This is a genomic window from Enterobacter cloacae complex sp. GYL001 (assembly GCF_049237125.1).
GTDB classification, from domain to species: domain Bacteria; phylum Pseudomonadota; class Gammaproteobacteria; order Enterobacterales; family Enterobacteriaceae; genus Enterobacter; species Enterobacter hormaechei_C.
Map to the genome: position 1 here is coordinate 56,917 of NZ_JBMKGW010000003.1, position 18,035 is coordinate 74,951.

The 18,035-nt window shown below is 58.9% G+C and carries 14 protein-coding genes; 4 read left to right on the top strand and 10 right to left on the bottom strand.

Translation table 11 applies throughout. The features are described 5' to 3' along the window. Positions 1–173: 173 nt before the first annotated feature. The 6 genes from ACOTWU_RS07625 to nasR form a co-directional block, all read right to left on the bottom strand. A complete protein-coding gene (locus ACOTWU_RS07625; protein ID WP_126498621.1) occupies positions 174–2,651 on the bottom strand; it encodes a nitrate reductase in 2,478 nt (825 codons plus the stop codon). After that, the gene (gene nirB / locus ACOTWU_RS07630; protein ID WP_126498622.1) at positions 2,648–6,634 is read right to left on the bottom strand and encodes a nitrite reductase large subunit NirB; all 3,987 of its coding nucleotides are present in this window, start codon (positions 6,632–6,634) and stop codon (positions 2,648–2,650) included. Before nirB ends, ACOTWU_RS07625 begins: the two co-directional genes overlap by 4 nt. Positions 6,635–6,646: 12 nt before the next feature. Beyond that, positions 6,647–7,435 carry an ABC transporter ATP-binding protein gene (locus ACOTWU_RS07635; RefSeq protein ID WP_220719441.1) on the bottom strand — a complete coding sequence of 263 codons (789 nt, stop codon included), beginning with the start codon at positions 7,433–7,435 and terminating at the stop codon, positions 6,647–6,649. Between the two features lie 9 nt (positions 7,436–7,444). Further along, on the bottom strand, positions 7,445–8,323 hold the full coding sequence (gene ntrB / locus ACOTWU_RS07640; RefSeq protein ID WP_032671624.1) for a nitrate ABC transporter permease: 879 nt from the start codon (positions 8,321–8,323) through the stop codon (positions 7,445–7,447). A 2-nt stretch (positions 8,324–8,325) separates the two neighbouring features. Then, positions 8,326–9,573, bottom strand: a complete 1,248-nt coding sequence (locus ACOTWU_RS07645) for a CmpA/NrtA family ABC transporter substrate-binding protein (protein WP_023296759.1) — start codon at positions 9,571–9,573, stop codon at positions 8,326–8,328. A 227-nt stretch (positions 9,574–9,800) separates the two neighbouring features. Further along, the gene (gene nasR, locus ACOTWU_RS07650) at positions 9,801–10,973 is read right to left on the bottom strand and encodes a nitrate regulatory protein NasR (RefSeq protein ID WP_048974231.1); all 1,173 of its coding nucleotides are present in this window, start codon (positions 10,971–10,973) and stop codon (positions 9,801–9,803) included. A 73-nt stretch (positions 10,974–11,046) separates the two neighbouring features. Between nasR and ACOTWU_RS07655 the strand changes: the two genes are divergently transcribed. From ACOTWU_RS07655 to ACOTWU_RS07665, 3 genes are all read left to right on the top strand, one after another. Next, the gene (locus tag ACOTWU_RS07655) at positions 11,047–11,400 is read left to right on the top strand and encodes a DsrE/DsrF/TusD sulfur relay family protein (protein ID WP_017384253.1); all 354 of its coding nucleotides are present in this window, start codon (positions 11,047–11,049) and stop codon (positions 11,398–11,400) included. A gap of 106 nt (positions 11,401–11,506) precedes the next feature. Next, the gene (locus ACOTWU_RS07660) at positions 11,507–13,291 is read left to right on the top strand and encodes a methyl-accepting chemotaxis protein (protein ID WP_126498624.1); all 1,785 of its coding nucleotides are present in this window, start codon (positions 11,507–11,509) and stop codon (positions 13,289–13,291) included. 194 nt (positions 13,292–13,485) lie between these two features. Next, a complete protein-coding gene (locus ACOTWU_RS07665; protein WP_015570352.1) occupies positions 13,486–13,725 on the top strand; it encodes a hypothetical protein in 240 nt (79 codons plus the stop codon). A 30-nt stretch (positions 13,726–13,755) separates the two neighbouring features. Here ACOTWU_RS07665 and ACOTWU_RS07670 read toward each other — a convergent pair whose 3' ends face one another. Both ACOTWU_RS07670 and chaB read right to left on the bottom strand, forming a co-directional pair. Then, on the bottom strand, positions 13,756–14,451 hold the full coding sequence (locus ACOTWU_RS07670) for a gamma-glutamylcyclotransferase (RefSeq protein ID WP_017384255.1): 696 nt from the start codon (positions 14,449–14,451) through the stop codon (positions 13,756–13,758). A 177-nt stretch (positions 14,452–14,628) separates the two neighbouring features. Then, entirely contained in the window at positions 14,629–14,859 is a 231-nt protein-coding gene (gene chaB / locus ACOTWU_RS07675) for a putative cation transport regulator ChaB (RefSeq protein ID WP_003856674.1), read from the bottom strand. A gap of 268 nt (positions 14,860–15,127) precedes the next feature. On the opposite strand from chaB, the gene chaA reads away from it, so the two are divergent. Beyond that, a complete protein-coding gene (chaA, locus tag ACOTWU_RS07680) occupies positions 15,128–16,228 on the top strand; it encodes a sodium-potassium/proton antiporter ChaA (RefSeq protein ID WP_003856672.1) in 1,101 nt (366 codons plus the stop codon). Between the two features lie 106 nt (positions 16,229–16,334). On the opposite strand, the gene kdsA is transcribed toward chaA, so the two are convergent. Continuing rightward, on the bottom strand, positions 16,335–17,189 hold the full coding sequence (gene kdsA, locus ACOTWU_RS07685) for a 3-deoxy-8-phosphooctulonate synthase (protein WP_003856671.1): 855 nt from the start codon (positions 17,187–17,189) through the stop codon (positions 16,335–16,337). Positions 17,190–17,225: 36 nt separating this feature from the next. Continuing rightward, entirely contained in the window at positions 17,226–18,035 is an 810-nt protein-coding gene (gene sirB1, locus ACOTWU_RS07690; protein ID WP_006810913.1) for an invasion regulator SirB1, read from the bottom strand.

Genomic DNA, 18,035 nt, shown 5'->3' on the forward strand with positions numbered 1-18,035 from the left:
CAGAACCTGTGTTTATGAACAAACACTTATTATGTTAACGCCATAAGCCCTGAAAACCAGTCTTAACAGAAATTTCAGGAATATCCTGAAAAGATTTGTCGGGTGGCGGCTTCGCCTTACCCGACCTACAAATTCGTACCGGTGCGAAGCCGCCCCCCGACGCCCTTACACTATTATCCCAACAGCGCTTTCAGCTCCGGCACGCAGGAACCACAGTTCGTGCCGCAGCGCAGCTTCACGCCCAGCGCTGGGGCAGAATCACAGCCTCCGGCTATTGCCTTACGTATCGTATTTTCACCCACGCTGAAGCAGCTACAGATAATTCGCCCGGGATCGGCATCTTCGTCCGGCCGTTGCCCGTGCAGCAGCGCATGGCGTTCAGCAAGTTGGACGGGCGCAGCAGCAAAGGCTTCTTCAATAAACGCATGCGCCAGCGCCGGCAGCGTATGGCCCTCCCAGTAGCCCAGCATCAGCTCACCGTGATGCCAGGCGAGCACGCTGCTGCGTTCTCCCGTCTGTGCCACCTGTAACTGCCAGCCCCGACCGCTGGCGTACGCCATGATCCACGACAGCAACGGCTGCTCCCCCGCCACCGTCAGACGTGAGGCTTTACGCCACCAGCAGACCGACGGCGGCAGCGCTGGCAGCTCGCGGGCATACAGTTCACCCTGCCAGGCGGGTAGCCAGGGCAGGATCCTCACCGCGGTTTGTTTACTCTCCGGCTGGCCGGACCCGGCATCAACCCGCCCTTCCACCAGCGCGTTGACCTTACCCTGCCGGGCAAATTGCGCGTTCCAGTGCATCGGCGCAAACAGCTCGCCTGCACGCTGCGCGGTGGAGATACGTACTCTGGCAACCATCACTCCGCGCGGGGAGCTTACCCGCGCCAGCTGGCCGTCAGTCAGCCCGGCGCGCGCCGCATCGGTTGCGTTCATCTCAACAAAAGGCTCATCGATATGCTGCATCAGACGCGGAACATACCCCGTGCGCGTCATGGTGTGCCACTGATCGCGGATCCGCCCGGTATTCAGTATCAAGGGGTACAATTCGTCGACGCCTGCCCCATGCGGGGAGGGGTCAACCGGAACAAGCGTTCTTTGCGGGAAATCACCGGCATGCCACTGATACGGCGCCAGCTCGTCCCACGCCTCTCGTGACAGCGACGCCAGTTCGCGCAGGTTTAGCGCCCGTTCGCCGTTATTTTCAAACGCCGTTAGCGCCGCATGTTCACAAAATATCTCCTGAGGGTGTTCCCAGGCGAAGGCATCGCCATAACCGAGCTGGTCTGCGATCCGGGCGATGATCCACCAGTCCGGTCTGGCCTCGCCCGGCGCAGGCAGAAAGGCGCGCTGGCGGGAGATACGGCGTTCTGAATTGGTCACCGTGCCGTTTTTCTCGCCCCAGCCCAGGGCGGGAAAACGGATATGGGCAAACCGGCTGGTGTCCGTCTCCTGCATCACCTCAGATACCATGACCAGCGGGCAGGCCGCCAGCGCCTGGCACACCGCGTGGCTGTCGGGAAGTGACACGGCAGGGTTGGTACCCATGATCCACACCGCCTTCACCTCGCCGCGGGCAATAGCGTCAAACAGTTCCACCGCCATCAGGCCCGGGGTCTGCGCCAGCCGTTCCGTTCCCCAGAAACGCGCCACGCGCGAGAGATCGTCCGGCTCGAAGTTCATGTGCGCCGCCAGCTGGTTCGCCAGTCCCCCCACTTCCCGCCCGCCCATGGCATTTGGCTGTCCGGTCAGCGAAAACGGGCCGCAGCCAGGACGGTTGAACTTCCCGCTGGCAAGATGCACGTTAATGATGGCGTTGCACTTGTCGCTGCCGCTGGAGGACTGGTTGATCCCCATGGTGTAGAGCGTGATCGCGCGTGGCGCGGTGACAAACCAGTCGTAGAAGGTGCCAATCTCGTCTGAAGGCAGATCGCAAAACGCCGCCACGCGAGGGATCGGCCACTCGCCGCGCCCCTGAATCAGATTGAGCAACCCCACAAACAGCCCGGCGTCACTGCCGGGTCTGAGCGCGAGGTGGAGATCGGCGATATCGCAGGTGGCGGTTTTACGCGGATCGATCACGACCACTTTCATCTGCGGATTGTTGTGTTTTGCCTGCACCAGCCGCTGATACAGCACCGGATGCGTCCAGGCCGCGTTCGAGCCAACGAGTACCACCAGATCGCTGTTTTCCACGTCCTCGTAGCTGCACGGCACCACGTCTTCACCGAAGGCGCGTTTGTAGCCCACCACCGCCGATGACATGCACAGCCGCGAGTTGGTATCAATGTTCGCCGCCCCGATAAAGCCTTTCATCAGCTTGTTGGCGGCATAGTAATCCTCGGTCAACAGCTGGCCGGAGGCATAAAACGCCACCGCCTGCGGCCCCCATTCGTTGATGATGTTCCGCAGCCGCTCGCCCGCTTCGCCCAGCGCCTGCGGCCATGCCACCTCCCGGCCATCGACAACCGTGCGCAGCAGGCGTCCCTGTAGCCCCGTGGTTTCCCCAAGGGCAGATCCTTTTACGCACAGACGACCGAAATTCGCCGGATGAGTTTCATCCCCCCGAATGCTGACCTTTTCACCGTCTGCGCTGGCGACCACGCCGCAGCCCACCCCGCAGTAAGGGCACGTTGTCCGGGTTTCCGTCATGAGGCCTCCGCGCGCATCACCAGCTCTTCATTTCCAACCCACACCTTGCCGTTTTCGATTTTTACCGGCCAGGCACGCACCGCAGGCGCCCCGCTCTCAGCCTGACACCCGTCGCGCAGACGAATACGTTGCTTGTAGAGCGGCGAGATCACCACCGGTTCCCCCGCCGCATCGCCGAGGATGCCGCGTGAAAGCACGTTCGCGCGGCTGCCCGGCTCCCGATCGTCGAGGGCATAAACGGTTTTGCCAAAGCGGAACAGCGCAATCGGTTTGCGCCCAAGATGCGCGCCAATGCCCGCCTGCTCCGGGATCTCGTCGATATTACAAATTTCCTGCCAGCGCTTGTTCCCCTCCGCGGCGGGGACGTTTACCGCGGTGCGGAACAGCGCCAGGCGGTCAGGATCGTTAAGGGTGGTTTGCCATTCGCACTGGTAGGTCTCCACCACCCGGGCCATCTCCTGCTCCAGCTCGTGGGCGATCCCCAGGCTGTCGTTGAGGATCACCTCGCGTAGATAGTCGAGGCCGCCTTCCAGGTTATCCATCCAGGTACTGGTGCGTTGCAGACGATCTGCCGTGCGAATGTAGAACATCAGGAAACGGTCAACGGTGCGGATCAGCGTTTCGTCGTCCAGATCGCTGGCGAAGAGATCCGCGTGGCGCGGCTTCATCCCGCCGTTGCCGCACAGATAGAGGTTCCAGCCTTTGTCCGTGGCAATCACCCCTACGTCTTTGCTCTGCGCCTCTGCGCACTCACGGGTACAGCCGGAGACCGCCATTTTGATTTTGTGCGGCGCGCGCAGCCCCTTGTAGCGGTGCTCCAGCCTGACCGCGAGGCCGGTGGAATCCTGCACGCCGTAGCGGCACCAGGTCGACCCGACGCATGATTTCACCGTGCGCAGGGATTTCCCGTAAGCATGTCCGGTCTCAAACCCGGCCTCTACCAGCGCCTGCCAGATTTCCGGCAACTGTTCGAGCGTGGCGCCAAACAGGTCAATACGCTGCCCGCCGGTAATTTTGCTGTAAAGTCTATAGCGTTTCGCGATCTGGCCGATGGCGATCAGCCCGTCGGCGGTCACTTCACCCGCAGGCATCCGCGGGACGATGGAGTAGGTTCCGTCCTTCTGAATATTGGCGAAATAGCGGTCGTTGGTGTCCTGCAACGGCAGATGCGCCGGTTTCAGCAGATACTCGTTCCAGCAGGAAGCCAATACCGATCCCACCAGCGGCTTACAGATCTCGCACCCGTGCCCCTGACCGTAGCGGCTGATAAGCTGGTCGAAGGTGCGGATATGGTTGACGCGCACCAGGTGGTAAATCTCCTGACGCGAGTACGGGAAGTGTTCGCAGATATCCTTTTTCACCTCCACGCCCTGCGCTGCAAGCTGGAACTCCATCACCTGCTTCACCAGCGCGCTACAGCCTCCGCAGCCGGTCGCGGCTTTGGTGCACTGCTTAATGGCGCCGATATCCGTCGCACCCGCGCTTACCGCCTGGCAGATATCCCCTTTGCTGACGTTATGACACGAACAGATCTGCGCGCTTTCCGGCAGCGCCGCCACGCCCAGCGCTTTCGGCGCGCTGCCTGACGATACGGGTAAGATCAGCGTTTCCGGCTCTTTTGGCAGGCTGATGCCGTTGAGCATCATCTGCACCAGCGTGGCGTATTCGCTGGCATCGCCCACCAGCACGCCACCCAGCAGGGTTTTGCTGTCGTGGCTGACCACAATCTTTTTGTAGATTTGCTGCGGCCCGTGCGTCCACTGGTAGCTCAGCGCGCCCGGCGTGCGCCCGTGGGCATCGCCAAACGACGCCACATCCACGCCCAGCAACTTGAGTTTGGTACTCATATCCGCGCCGGTGAAGCGCTTCTCCTCACCCGCCAGCACAGCGGCGGCCACGCGCGCCATCTGGTAGCCCGGTGCCACCAGGCCAAAGATTTTCCCCTCCCACAGCGCGCATTCACCGATGGCAAGCACATCCGGATCCGAGGTCCGGCAGCCGTCGTCAATGCAGATCCCGCCGCGCTCGCCGACAGCCAGCCCGCTGCTGCGCGCCAGCGCGTCCTGCGGCCGAATACCAGCAGAGAAGACCACCATGTCCGTTTCCAGCTGTTCACCATCGGCAAAGCGCAGCACCAGCCCGTCGTCTGCGGTGGCAATCTCCGTCGTCGATTTACTGGTGTGTACCCCTACGCCCAGCGCCTCAATTTTCTTACGCAGCATTGCCGCGCCGTCGCTGTCGAGCTGCACCGCCATCAGGTTAGGCGCAAACTCCACCACGTGGGTTTCCAGCCCGAGCTGCTTAAGCGCATTCGCCGCCTCCAGCCCCAGCAGGCCGCCGCCAATCACCACACCGCGGCGAGAGCCTGCCGCATGGGCCGCAATGTTGTCCAGATCGTCGAGGGTGCGGTAGACAAAACAACCCGGCAGATCGTTGCCCGGAACGGGTGGTACGAACGGGTACGAGCCGGTCGCCAGCACCAGCTTGTCCCAGTGAGTCTCATGGCCACTGGCGGTACGCACTACGTGTGCATCACGATCGATAGCGACGATCTGCTGCGAGAGGCGCAGCTCAATGCCGTTATCGGCAAAGAACTCCCCCGCCACCAGCGAGAGCGAGTCCGCGCTGCGTCCGCCAAAATATTCCGACAGATGCACGCGGTCATAGGCGGCATAGCGCTCTTCGCCAAAAACAATAATCTGATACTGCTGATGCAAATTGCGGTTAACGCAGTCTTCGAGGAAATGATGGCCGACCATACCGTGCCCAACCACCACCAGAGTAGGTTTTGTCATAGCGTTCTGTCCTGCAACATGCGGTTGCGTTGTGAAACGATCGAACAGCCAGTCCGCGTGGGCGGGCGCAGCCGTTGCCAGTAAATCGGTAAAGGTTGCCGCGCTGCGGCAGTCACCCATCAGCAGCACGCCAGCCAGCGCCCCCTGATGGATCAGTAAACGTCGATAGTGACGGGTCAGCGGGTCCCATGAACTCCAGACCACATCGTCCGCCTGCGCCGTCGCGCGTCCGAGGCTGAACAGCGCCACGCCGGTCACCTTAAGGCGCACGCCGTTGTCGGTCAGGGTAAACGGCGCGGTGACCTCCCCGGCCAGCCGCGCGGCAAGAATATCCGCCTGCGCCAGACAGGGGGCGACCAGGCCAAACGTCTGGCCGTCAATTTCGCAGCACTCGCCGATGGCGTAGATATCCGGCACGGAGGTTTGCATCTGCTGATCCACCACGATGCCGCGCGCGCAGCGAATGCCGCTGGCTTTTGCCAGCGCGACGTTGGGCTGTACACCCGTAGCCAGCACCACGCGCGTGGCGGCGATGCGGCGTCCGTCGAGCAACGTCACGGCATCGTCAGCGATGGCCGTGATGCCGGAGGCGAGTTCACAGCGTACGCCCCGCTTCGCCAGCGCCTCGTCAAGCAGCAGTCCCGCCTGCTGATCCAGCTGCTGTTCCATCAGCCACGTGCCGCGATGGATAATCGTGACGTTGTCACCGTTTCGCGCCAGCGCTGCCGCTGCCTCCACGCCGAGTACGCCGCCGCCCAGCACTACCGCCGGCCCGGAGATATTCTGGATGGCGCGGGTCTCTGCCAGGGTGCGAAAGGTGAACACATGCGGTGCATCGCCGCCGGGGATCGGCGGCACTACAGGGGTAGACCCGGTGGCAAACACCAGCGCATCCCAGCCCAGCGTGCGAGCAGAGGTATGCACTTCACGCGCGTTGACGTCTACTGCGAGCGCCTTTTCTCCTCGCAGCACCGTCACGCCTCGTGCCGTGTACCAGTCTTCATCGTGCAGACAGATGTGCTCCGCCTGCTTTTCACCACCCAGCACCGGTGAAAGCTGGATGCGGTTGTACGCCTGCTCAGGCTCGTCACCGATGACGGTGACAGCGAAACGACCGGGAACACGCCCGGTGAGCGACGCAATCAGCCGGGTTGCCGCCATACCATTACCGATAATGACCAGTCGCATCGTGCCCCCTCATTACGCCGCTTTCGGCTGTTTTTCGTAGAGGAAATGGAGGATCTGCTGGCGCATGTGGTGATAGCGGCTGTCATCCGCCAGCTGCACCCTGTTGCGCGGGCGCGGCAGATCGACGCGCAGGATCTCACCCACGGTGGCCGCCGGGCCGTTGGTCATCATCAGTACGCGGTCAGAGAGCAGTACCGCCTCGTCCACGTCGTGGGTGATGAGCACGATGGTGGTGTTCAACGCCTGCTGGATCTGCATCACCGAGTCCTGAAGATGGGCACGCGTCAGCGCATCGAGCGCGCCAAACGGCTCATCCATCAGCAGCACTTTCGGCTTCATTGCCAGCGCCCGGGCAATCCCGACGCGCTGCTTCATACCGCCGGAGATCTCCCCGGGGCGCTTATGCAGCGCGTGGCCCATCTTCACCCGGTCGAGGTTGTGCTCAATCCACGCTTTGCGCTCGGCCTTACTCATGGTGTGACGGAAGACCTGATCCACCGCCAGCGCCACGTTGTCGAAGCAGGTCAGCCACGGCAGCAGCGAATGGTTCTGGAACACCACCGCGCGCTCGTGCCCCGGCCCGGCGATTTCGCGGTTGTCGCAAATCAGCCCGCCTTCCGTCGGCAGCGTGATCCCGGCGATCAGGTTTAACAGCGTCGACTTGCCGCAGCCGGAGTGACCAATCAGACTGACGGTTTCGCCCTCGTGGATATCAAAAGAGACGTTTTGCAGCGCCAGAAACTCGCCGCTGGCGGTGGAAAAACGCTGGCTCACGGCCTGGACCTGAATTAACGGTTTCATCTTCACTCCTTATTTTTCCTGCCAGCTAAAGCGACGGGCGATCAGCATCAGCCCCTGCTCCAGCAGCAACCCGACCACGCCAATGATGACGATGGCGATGAGAATGTTTTCGACGTTGAGGTTGTTCCACTCATTCCAGATCCAGAATCCAATGCCTAAACCTCCGGTGAGCATCTCGGCGGCGACAATCACCAGCCAGGCAATGCCAATGGAAAGACGTACCCCGGTCAGCACCGCAGGCAGCACGGCGGGGAAAAGAATGCGGCGCATGATGGTCCACTCTGAGAGTTGCAACACCCGGGCCACGTTGAGGTAGTCCTGCGGAATACGGCGTACCCCTTCAGCGGTGTTGATCACCATCGGCCAGATGGAGCAGATAAAAATGGTCCAGCTCGATGCAGGCTCCGCTTTCTGGAACAGCAGCAGGCCGATAGGCAGCCAGGCCAGCGGGCTGACCGGACGCAGGAGCGCGATCAGCGGGTTGAACATGCGGGAGAAAAAGGTGAAGCGGCCAATCAAAAAGCCCAGCGGAATGCCCGCCAGCGCCGCCAGACCGAAGCCGATGGCAACGCGCTGCAACGACGCCAGCACGTTCCAGCCAATGCCCATATCGTTTGGCCCGTCGCGATAAAACGGATCGGCAAACAGGGTCATGGCCGAATCGAGCGTGCTGAGCGGCGTCGGAAAGCCTTTACTGTTTATCGCTGCCAGCTGCCAGAGCACCACCAGCAGGCCGAGACCGAGCAGCGCCGGGATGACGCGCTGTAAAAAATCATTCATCCGACGCGTAAACGCTGGCGCACGACGGCGAACCTGTAGCGGAGGCAGGACAATCACTTCCCCGCTCTCTGACGTCTCTTGTGGTTTTGTATTTTGCAGATGCTGCATACTCAGGCCCCTTTACGGTGAATGGCGAAGCGGTTGGCGTACCCTTCCGGATCGGTGCCGTTCCAGACGGTGCCGTCCATCAGGGTGCTGCTGCGATACGGTGATGACGGTGTGGACATGCCGCCCACGGCGGTCGCGGCATCCTGCCAGACCGCGGTCTGGTTAATGCGCTGTGCAATGCCCGCGTAATCCGGCGCGGCGTTGAGCAAGCCCCAGCGGCGGAACTGGGTTAAGAACCACATCCCGTCTGAGAGATACGGGTAGCTCACGGCACCCTCGTTGAAGAAACGGATCGGGTGCGCATCCTGCCAGCGCTGACCGACCCCGTTGTCGTACTCGCCCAGCATACGTCCGGTGAGATACTGTTCCTTGCAGTTGAGCCAGGCGCGGCGCGAGAGGATCTGCGCGGTTTCGCGTTTGTTTTCCGCTGACGCCTCGATCCAGCGCGCGGCTTCCATCACGGCGCTCACCAGCGCCCGTGCGGTGTGCGGATTTTTCGCCACCCAGTCGCGTCGGGTGCCGAGGATCTTTTCCGGGTGATCGGCCCAGATGGACTGCGACGTGGCGGCGGTAAACCCGATTCGGTCGTTAATCGCCCGCGCGTTCCACGGCTCGCCGACGCAAAACCCGACCATGTTGCCAATGCGCATGTTCATCACCATCTGCGGCGGCGGCACCACCACGGTGCGCACGTCGTCAAACGGGTTAATCCCCGCGCTGGCCAGCCAGTAGTAGAGCCACATGGCGTGCGTTCCCGTCGGGAAGGTATGCGCGAAGGTGTAGGTTCCCGGCGCCTGCTGCGCAATCAGCTTTTTCAGCCCGTCGAGGTCACGAACGCCCTTCTCCGCCAGATCGCTGGAGAGCGTAATGGCCTGACCGTTCTGGTTGAGGGTCATCAGGTTCGCCATCTGCTGCGGCTTGCCCGCGATACCCAGCTCCAGACCGTACAGCAGGCCGTAAAGAATGTGCGCAGCGTCCAGCTCGCCCGCCACCAGCTTGTCGCGCACCGCCGCCCAGCTCGCCTCTTTGGTCGGCACAATAGTAATGCCGTGTTTTTTATCGAACCCCTTCAGGGCCGCGATAACCACGGGCGCGCAGTCGGTCAGGGGGATAAACCCGATACGCACGGTATCCTGCTCCGGCTTATCTGACCCCGCCGCCCATGCGGCCTGCATGACACCCGGCAACAGCATCGCACCACTCGCCAGCATGCTGGCCTGCAATAACCGCCGTCTCGACAAATCCGCCATAATTGCTCCTGAAAAAAGGCAAAAAAAAGCGCCCGACGGTGCTGAAGCACCGCTGGACGCCTTTATCCTGAAGACGCATGCACCGCCGTTGGCGCATCGTCGAAAATGGTTAATCTGTTAATGCAAAGGTAATGCCAGCTTTTCATCCCCGGCGTTACGGGGTTTCTGCAAGAAGAGCGCTGTATTACGCACCTCAATCAGGCATAAATTGCCCACTGACTGTGCAACTACTCCCCAGGGGGTATCTTCCACAGATTTTTCACCGTAAGCAGCGCACGGGCGATATCTACCATGCGTTGGTTTTTATCCATCGCCATTTTGCGCAGGGCGGTCCACGCCTGATCCTCGCTCATGTTCTGGTGCGTCATCAGCACGCTTTTGGCTTTATCGATGGTCTTACGCTCCTCCAGCGAGTCGCGCAGGGAAGCAAGCTGACGGGAGAGTTGCTCAATTTCACGCGCCTGCTGGCGCACCAGCGGCAGCAGCGGTTTATCCGGAAATCGCGCCAGGATATCGTCGTGTTCATCGTCTGCGTGCAGGTTTTCGCTATAGCGGCGCTCCTCAACTGCCGTCATCAGATCGGCAATTGCCACCTCCTCCAGCGTGCGCAGGTGCTCAAGGCGCGTGGTTTGCAGGGCAAACCATTTGAGGGCGGTATCGCCGTTATCTGCCGGAGGCTGGCGGGTGCACGCTTCACGCCTGAGTTTTTCAGTCTCCAGACCCGGCTGGCAGTTGAGGATAAACGTCTCCTGCACGTCTGGAGTGCAATGGGAGATAAAAACCTCAAAGCAGGCCTGCTGGCCATCAATGCGATCCACCAGCCGCTGGCGGGTTTCATCGTCAAAGAATCCCTGGGTGAAACCAATAGCCCCCAGCGCCCGCTCTTGTCCCACAAGTTCTTTGCCCTGCATCAGGCTGTAAAGGGCCACAAATCGGCCCGCGATGTGCGGATCGTCAATGCTGTCGCTGAGTTGGGGTACGATACTGAGCAAATGTCGCAGTATGCGGCTGTAATGTTCCATCGCCTGCGGCGCGGTGACGCATTGACCTGTAACGCCATCACGCAGCGCCGTTAGCGTCTCAAGGCCGTGCAGTGCGCTGGCAATACGTTCGCACAGGGCGCTGCCCGGCAGCGGTTCGTTAAACTGAAGGTGCAATGCGGCGAGGTTTTCATCCACCAGGGCCCTGCTGGCCTTGCATTCAGGCGCGTACAATTTGCCCTGCGAGCAGAGCCAGACATTTGACGCACCGCGCTCGCACTGTAGCATATGCACCAGTCGACTGATGCCGTTCACCAGTGCGCCCAGCTGCGCCAGTCTGCCGAGCTGTTCCTCGCGCAACATTCTCGCACGCTGGAACCATTCGGTTGCGCCAGGGGAACTGCCAGCCACTATCGTCATCGTTTCTCTCCCCGATACGTATTCTTCGGTACGAGAAGCAATATTCGTGCCTTTTCAAAGAACAGGAGTCAACATGCAGAAGATTGTGATCGTCGCCAACGGTGCGGCCTACGGCAGTGAATCCCTTTTTAACAGCCTGCGCCTGGCAATCGCGCTGCGCGATAAGGAGAGTGAGCTGGAGCTGCGCCTCTTTTTGATGTCCGATGCCGTCACGGCCGGGCTGAAGGGGCAGAAACCCGCAGAGGGCTACAACATTCAACAAATGCTGGAGATCCTGACCGCGCAAAACGTTGCGGTCAAACTGTGCAAAACCTGTACCGACGGGCGCGGCATTACCGGGCTGCCGCTGATTGATGGCGTGGAAATTGGTACGCTGGTGGAGCTGGCTGAATGGACGCTTTCCGCCGATAAAGTATTAACTTTTTAATAATAACCCGCTAAAAATATTATTTTCTTATGGACGCGGTTTCAGCATCAAGTTTATCTGCACCGTTGCCGATAGGCATGGAAACAACACAGCAGGTATTACACTTATGTTCAGATCCATTCGCGCCCGCATCATTGCCGCGACGACAGGCTGTCTGGTCGTCGCCCTTCTTCTTAATACCATTATTAACTTTCAGGTCACGCGCCAGGATAATCAGCAGTCGCAGCGCGATATTCTGACTAGCACCAGCGCCAGCCACAACATGGCGATTGCCGACTGGGTGAACAGCAAAATGACCGTCATCACCTCGGCGCAACCAGTCGCGCTCAGCGACGATCCGGTTCCGGTGTTTAAACAGCTTGCGCTGGCGGGTGGATTCACCAACGTCTACGTGGGTTATGCCAGCAAAACGGCTAAATTTTCTGACCCAACCGGGGTACCCGCTGATTACGATCCCACCCTTCGCCCGTGGTATCAGCAGGCCGTCAGCGCTGATGGCCCGGTAGTGACTGCACCCTATGTGGACGCGGGCACCGGGAAACTGGTGGTGACGTTCGCGGTACCGGTTAAAGAGCAAGGCGCCCTGAAAGCGGTGGTGGCGGGCGATGTGGCGATGGACAGCGTGGTGGCTAACGTGCGCGGTATTCACCCGACTCCGGCCAGCAGCGGACTGCTTCTGGACAGCAACGGCACCGTTATTGCCGGCAGCGATCCTGCGCTGACGCTTAAGCCTTTTACGGAGACGATCAAAGGGACCGATTTTGCCACCCTGAAAAGCGGCAACCTGGTTGACGGAACGTTTAACGGACGCGAAAAAACGTTCCTGGCCACCGCCGTACCGGGGACGCACTGGCTGCTGGTTGTGGCGCTCGATAACGGCGATGCCACCGCCGGGATGCGGTCATTGCTAAAAGCATCTGCACTGTCTCTGGCGATCCTCGCCCTGCTGAGCGGAGCCCTCATGCACCTCCTGATTGCCCGCCTGCTTAAGCGGCTGTCCGGTATCCGTGACGCGATGAACAGCATTGCCAACGGTACTAACGATCTGTCGCAGCGTCTGCCGGATAAGGGGGGCGATGAAGTGGCGCAAATTGCGCAGGCGTTTAACGCCTTCAGCGATAAGCTTTCTGTGGTGATGGTCCAGCTGCGTGATGCCAGCGCCTCAGTGAAAAACGCCGCGCATGAGATTGCGGCAGGTAATCAGGATCTTTCCGGGCGTACCGAGCAGGCGGCATCAAGCCTTCGCGAAACCGCCAGCGCCGTGGAAGAGATCACGGCCTCCGTTACGCAGTCAAACGAGTCGGCAGCAGAAGCGAACGAACAGGCGATCAAGGCCTCTGCCGCCGCATCCCGCGGAGGCGACGTCGTCGCTCAGGCCATCAGCACCATGCAGTCCATCGAACTGGCTTCCGCGAAAATCGGCGATATCACCAGCGTCATTGACGGCATCGCCTTCCAGACCAATATTCTGGCGCTTAACGCCTCGGTGGAAGCGGCGCGTGCCGGGGAGCAAGGCCGTGGGTTCGCGGTCGTTGCAGGGGAAGTACGTAACCTGGCCAGCCGCAGTGCTCAGGCGGCGAAGGAGATCAAATCCCTTATTGATTCCACCACCGAAAGCGTTGCAACCGGCTCCCGGTTTGTGCACCTTGCGGGCGACAGCATGGATGAGATCCGCGCCAGCGTCGGGAGCGTGTCAGGCATTATGCGTGAAATATCCATTGCCACCCGCGAGCAGATGAAAGGGATCCATGAGATTAACCACGCGGTGACTCACCTGGATCGCATGGTGCAGCAGAACGCCGAACTTGTTGTACAGTCTGCTGCGGCGGCCAGCGCGCTGCAAAGCCAGGCGGGCGACCTTGCTGAGACCGCTGGCCATTTCCGCATATAATTTTTCCCGGGCGCGCGTTAAGCAGGGTAAACGCGCGTCCGCTGAAAGGTTTCAGGGATTTTGTCATTTTTGTTTAATCGTTGCGCCATTTTTTGATCGAAATCAGCATCCCACCCCTGCCCCTTTGGTGTTATGCAATGAGTAAATTGTGAACAACATCACGCTCGGGATGGGCAAAAACGACGGGGTATAAAATGGCACGAGTTAAAACGAGTCTGAAACTGTTTGGCGGGGATACGGTAGTGGTGCGTTGCTCAGAGCGTTGCCGCATCCATCTGATGAGTACAAAAGGACAGAAGCAATCGCAGGCAGATATCCTTACCGTCCAGGACGATAAGGCCTGGCTGACGGTGCCTTACACCGGCACCTGGGATGTGCTGATCGACAGCCACAGCCAGTCGCTCGAACATTCCGTAAGTTACGTGGCGGCATAACCGTAAACGCCCGGTCAGCCGGGCGTATTATCAGGCAAAACCCGGCCGCAGCGTATTGCTGAGCGGGTTCCCTTCCAGCAGCGCTTTTACCTTCACCACCAGCTCACTCAGACAGTCGTCCTGCATGCCGAGACGCGTCAGCTCCTGATCTAGCGAGAAAAGATACTGGGCGTTAGTGCCCAGCGGTCCGCTGGCGGCGGCAATGAGCGGGGCAATCACCTGGGTTCGGGTATCGGCTTCATACAGCGGGTGGCGCGGATCCATAATGAACACCAGCGCGTTGACGGTGCGCCCGTCATCCAGTTCCAGCTTGCACCAGCTGGGCATATAGCAGCCCGTGATCATCTCGCGCTTCCACAGCAGCGTCAGCTCATCTTCCAGCGTGGTATCCGGCAGCCGGTATGCCACGCCCGTGGTGCGCCCGCCCTCTTTTAGTGCAAGCATGCGTCCTGGCTGACAGGCGCTGCCACGTCCGGCGGTCAGGCGCAAACAAAAGGCGCGGTGCCACCCAGGCAGCGTTCCGGTTGCTGATTCAACAAATTCGAGCGCCGGGTTCCACATCAGCGAGCCGTAACCAAAGATCCAGACCGGGCCATCATCCGGGCGGCAGGCCAGCGTTGCCGCAAGCGACGCCGCACGTTGTTCAGCCGACCACAGAAGCGATTCCTCAATAGCACCAAATGCCGTCTTACAATCTGCCTTCATCAAGAAATCACGCGTTAACACATTCCACCTCCGACACTGCATGCTTCCTTGCGACATCTGTAATTCGCCTTCCCGGCATTCTGTGCTGTTCATTTTAACAGCAGTTGAGCAACGATAAGCAATTCGCGGGCCAGATGCAATACAGCGGCAGGTCAACCGCCTGAAATGTCAAAATGGAGGCAGCGTGTTATTTGGCGGCTATTTCTTTTTGTGCCATTTATCATCGTCTCCTTTCTCATAGTCATTTTTCACGGCGGCCCAGGCCACCTTATGCGCCGTCTCTTCACGGCTGGCATCGTCCCGGCGATCTTCTTTATCTTTGTACTGATCCCAGGCGCTGTTAAAGGCTTCTTTGTAGATATCCTGGGCGTGGGCAGGCAATACGTTTTGCACGTTATCCGGTAATTCGCTTTTCGATTTGTATGGCATTGTTAACCTCTCTTTTGGCTAAAAGATAAGTGTGGACGACGATAAGCGAGGGTGCCACCCGACAGAAAGAAATGAACAATATAAAAATGCAATTCATTGTTATTAAACTAATATTTAACAGAGATAAAGCATTATAAGCATCAGACATAAAAATTATAATAAAGGGTAAAATTAAGTAAAAAATACAGGGTATTTAACAGATTTCTGTTAGTTTAATACCTTTAAAATCTATCTATAATTACAAGCACCTGCATTGTTGGAGAAACACATGACAGCAACACACGAGGCGGTAAAAACCCGCCACAAGGAGACCTCTCTCATTTTCCCGGTTCTGGCACTGGCTGTGCTGCTCTTCTGGGGAAGCAGTCAGTCATTGCCAGTGGTTGTGGGGATCAATATTCTGGCTCTGGTGGGTATTTTAACCAGTGCATTTAGCGTGGTACGCCATGCGGATGTTTTAGCCCACCGTCTTGGAGAGCCGTATGGGTCATTAATTTTAAGCCTTTCGGTTGTGATTCTTGAAGTCAGTTTAATTTCCGCATTAATGGCCACCGGCGACGCCGCGCCAACGCTAATGCGCGATACGCTCTACTCCATCATTATGATTGTTACCGGCGGCCTGGTCGGTTTTTCACTTTTATTAGGTGGTCGCAAATTTGCCACCCAGTACATGAACCTCTTTGGCATTAAACAGTACCTGATCGCCCTGTTCCCGCTGGCGATTATTGTGCTGGTGTTCCCGATGGCGCTGCCGGGTGCAAATTTCACCACCGGCCAGGCGCTGCTGGTGGCGCTGATTTCCGCGGCGATGTACGGCGTGTTCCTGCTGATCCAGACCAAAACGCACCAGAGCCTGTTTGTTTACGAGCATGAAGACGACGGCGACGACGATGACCCGCATCACGGTAAGCCGTCGGCGCACAGCAGCGCGTGGCATACGGTTTGGCTGATCGTGCATCTGATTGCCGTTATTGCGGTCACCAAGATGAATGCGAACCCGCTGGAGGCGCTATTAACTGAACTGAACGCGCCGGTCGCCTTTACCGGTTTCCTGGTGGCCCTGTTGATCCTGTCGCCAGAAGGCCTGGGAGCGCTGAAAGCGGTGCTCAATAATCAGGTGCAGCGGGCGATGAATCTGTTCTTCGGCTCCGTTCTGGCAACCATCTCCCTTACCGTTCCGGTGGTGACGTTGATTGCCTTTATGACGGGAAATGAATTGCAGTTTGCGCTTGGTGCGCCAGAGATGATTGTGATGGTGGCATCCTTGCTGCTGTGCCAGATATCCTTCTCCACCGGCCGCACCAATGTGCTGAACGGCGCGGCGCATATGGCGCTGTTTATTGCGTATCTGATGACGATATTTGCGTAATTTTTTTGCCGGGTGGCGCTGCGCTTACCCGGCCTACAAAACCCATAGGCCCGCGCAAGCGTAGCGCCGCCGGGCAAAGAAAAACCCGCCGAAGCGGGTTTTTTTATTAGTTGCTGGTATCCAGCTCGTCGAAGCTCTTCACCAGATCGTCAATCGCTTTGATCTGTTTCAGGAACGGCTCCAGCTTATCCAGCGGCAGCGCGGATGGACCGTCGCATTTCGCGTTAGCCGGATCCGGGTGCGCTTCAATGAACAGACCCGCCAGGCCGGTTGCCATACCGGCGCGCGCCAGTTCGGTCACCTGCGCACGACGCCCGCCAGACGCGGCGCCAAACGGGTCGCGGCATTGCAGGGAGTGGGTCACGTCGAAAATCACCGGAGACTGGTTAGAGACGTTCTTCATCACGCTGAAGCCCAGCATATCTACAACCAGGTTGTCATAACCGAAGTTTGAACCACGGTCGCAGAGGATCACCTGGTCGTTACCGCCTTCGATAAACTTGTCGACGATGTTACCCATCTGGCCAGGGCTCACGAACTGCGGTTTTTTCACGTTAATCACGGCACCGGTTTTCGCCATCGCTTCTACCAGGTCAGTCTGGCGAGCGAGGAACGCCGGAAGCTGAATCACGTCTACCACATCAGCCACGGGCTGTGCCTGAGACGCTTCGTGCACGTCGGTGATCACTTTCACGCCAAACGTCTGTTTCAACTCCTGGAAAATCTTCATCCCCTCTTCCAGGCCCGGGCCACGGTAGGAGTGAATGGAGGAGCGGTTGGCTTTGTCAAAAGAGGCTTTAAACACGTACGGGATGCCCAGCTTTTGGGTCACGGTCACGTAGTGTTCGCAGATGCGCATAGCGAGATCGCGGGATTCCAGAACGTTCATACCGCCAAACAGTACGAACGGCAGGTCGTTTGCCACGTTGATATCACCAATGCTAACCACTTTTTGTTTCATAGGATCGCCTTATTCAGGTGTGAATCGGAATTAAGATTAATGCAGTGTAATGTGTTTATGCGCGATCGCGTTAATCTGCGCGCGGATCATCTCGCTGATCGGGTCTTCCGGACATTGCTCGACGAAATAATTCAAATCATTCAGCGCCACGTGCTCGCAGTCGAGCTGCGCATAAATCAGGCCGCGGTCGCGGATTTCGTACGGATCTTCCGGATTGAACTGCAACAGCACTTCGCTTGCGCGCAGAGCCAGCTCCATCTGACGCTCTTCCATCAGCGCAGACTTCAGCGTATCCAGGAGCTTGCGGATCACTTCGGCGTTATCGGCTTCATCGAGATCTTCATTGAACAGCTCAGCTATCGGGCTGATGTTGCCTTTCAGCCAGACGTCCAGCGTATGCTCATCCAGCGTGTCGCCGTTAAACGGATTGATTAACCACATCTCACCGTCCAGCCACTCCGCCCGCAAAATCATCTGCGTCGGGAAAATGACCGGCACCAGTGGAATATCCAGCTCGTGCGCAACCCACAGTAAAATGGCGCCCAACGCGACGGCGCTGCCCTGACGATTTTTCAACACCTGGTCCAGCCACAGTGCGTCAGACAGGCGGTACACGCCTCGCGTGTCGCAGAAACCCCATTCGCCGTAGAAAAGCTCAATCAGCTTCTCTAATTGCCAGTCCTGCGGACGTGCCTGATTGATCTCTTCGCGCGCCAGGCTGACCAGATTCTCCAGTTCAGCGTAAACGTACTGTGACGTAAAATCGTCGCGGATCATCTCTGAAATCAGGATCATACCATCGCAGAGCGGCACTTTGTTAAATTCGAAATCGGCTAAGGACCTCAT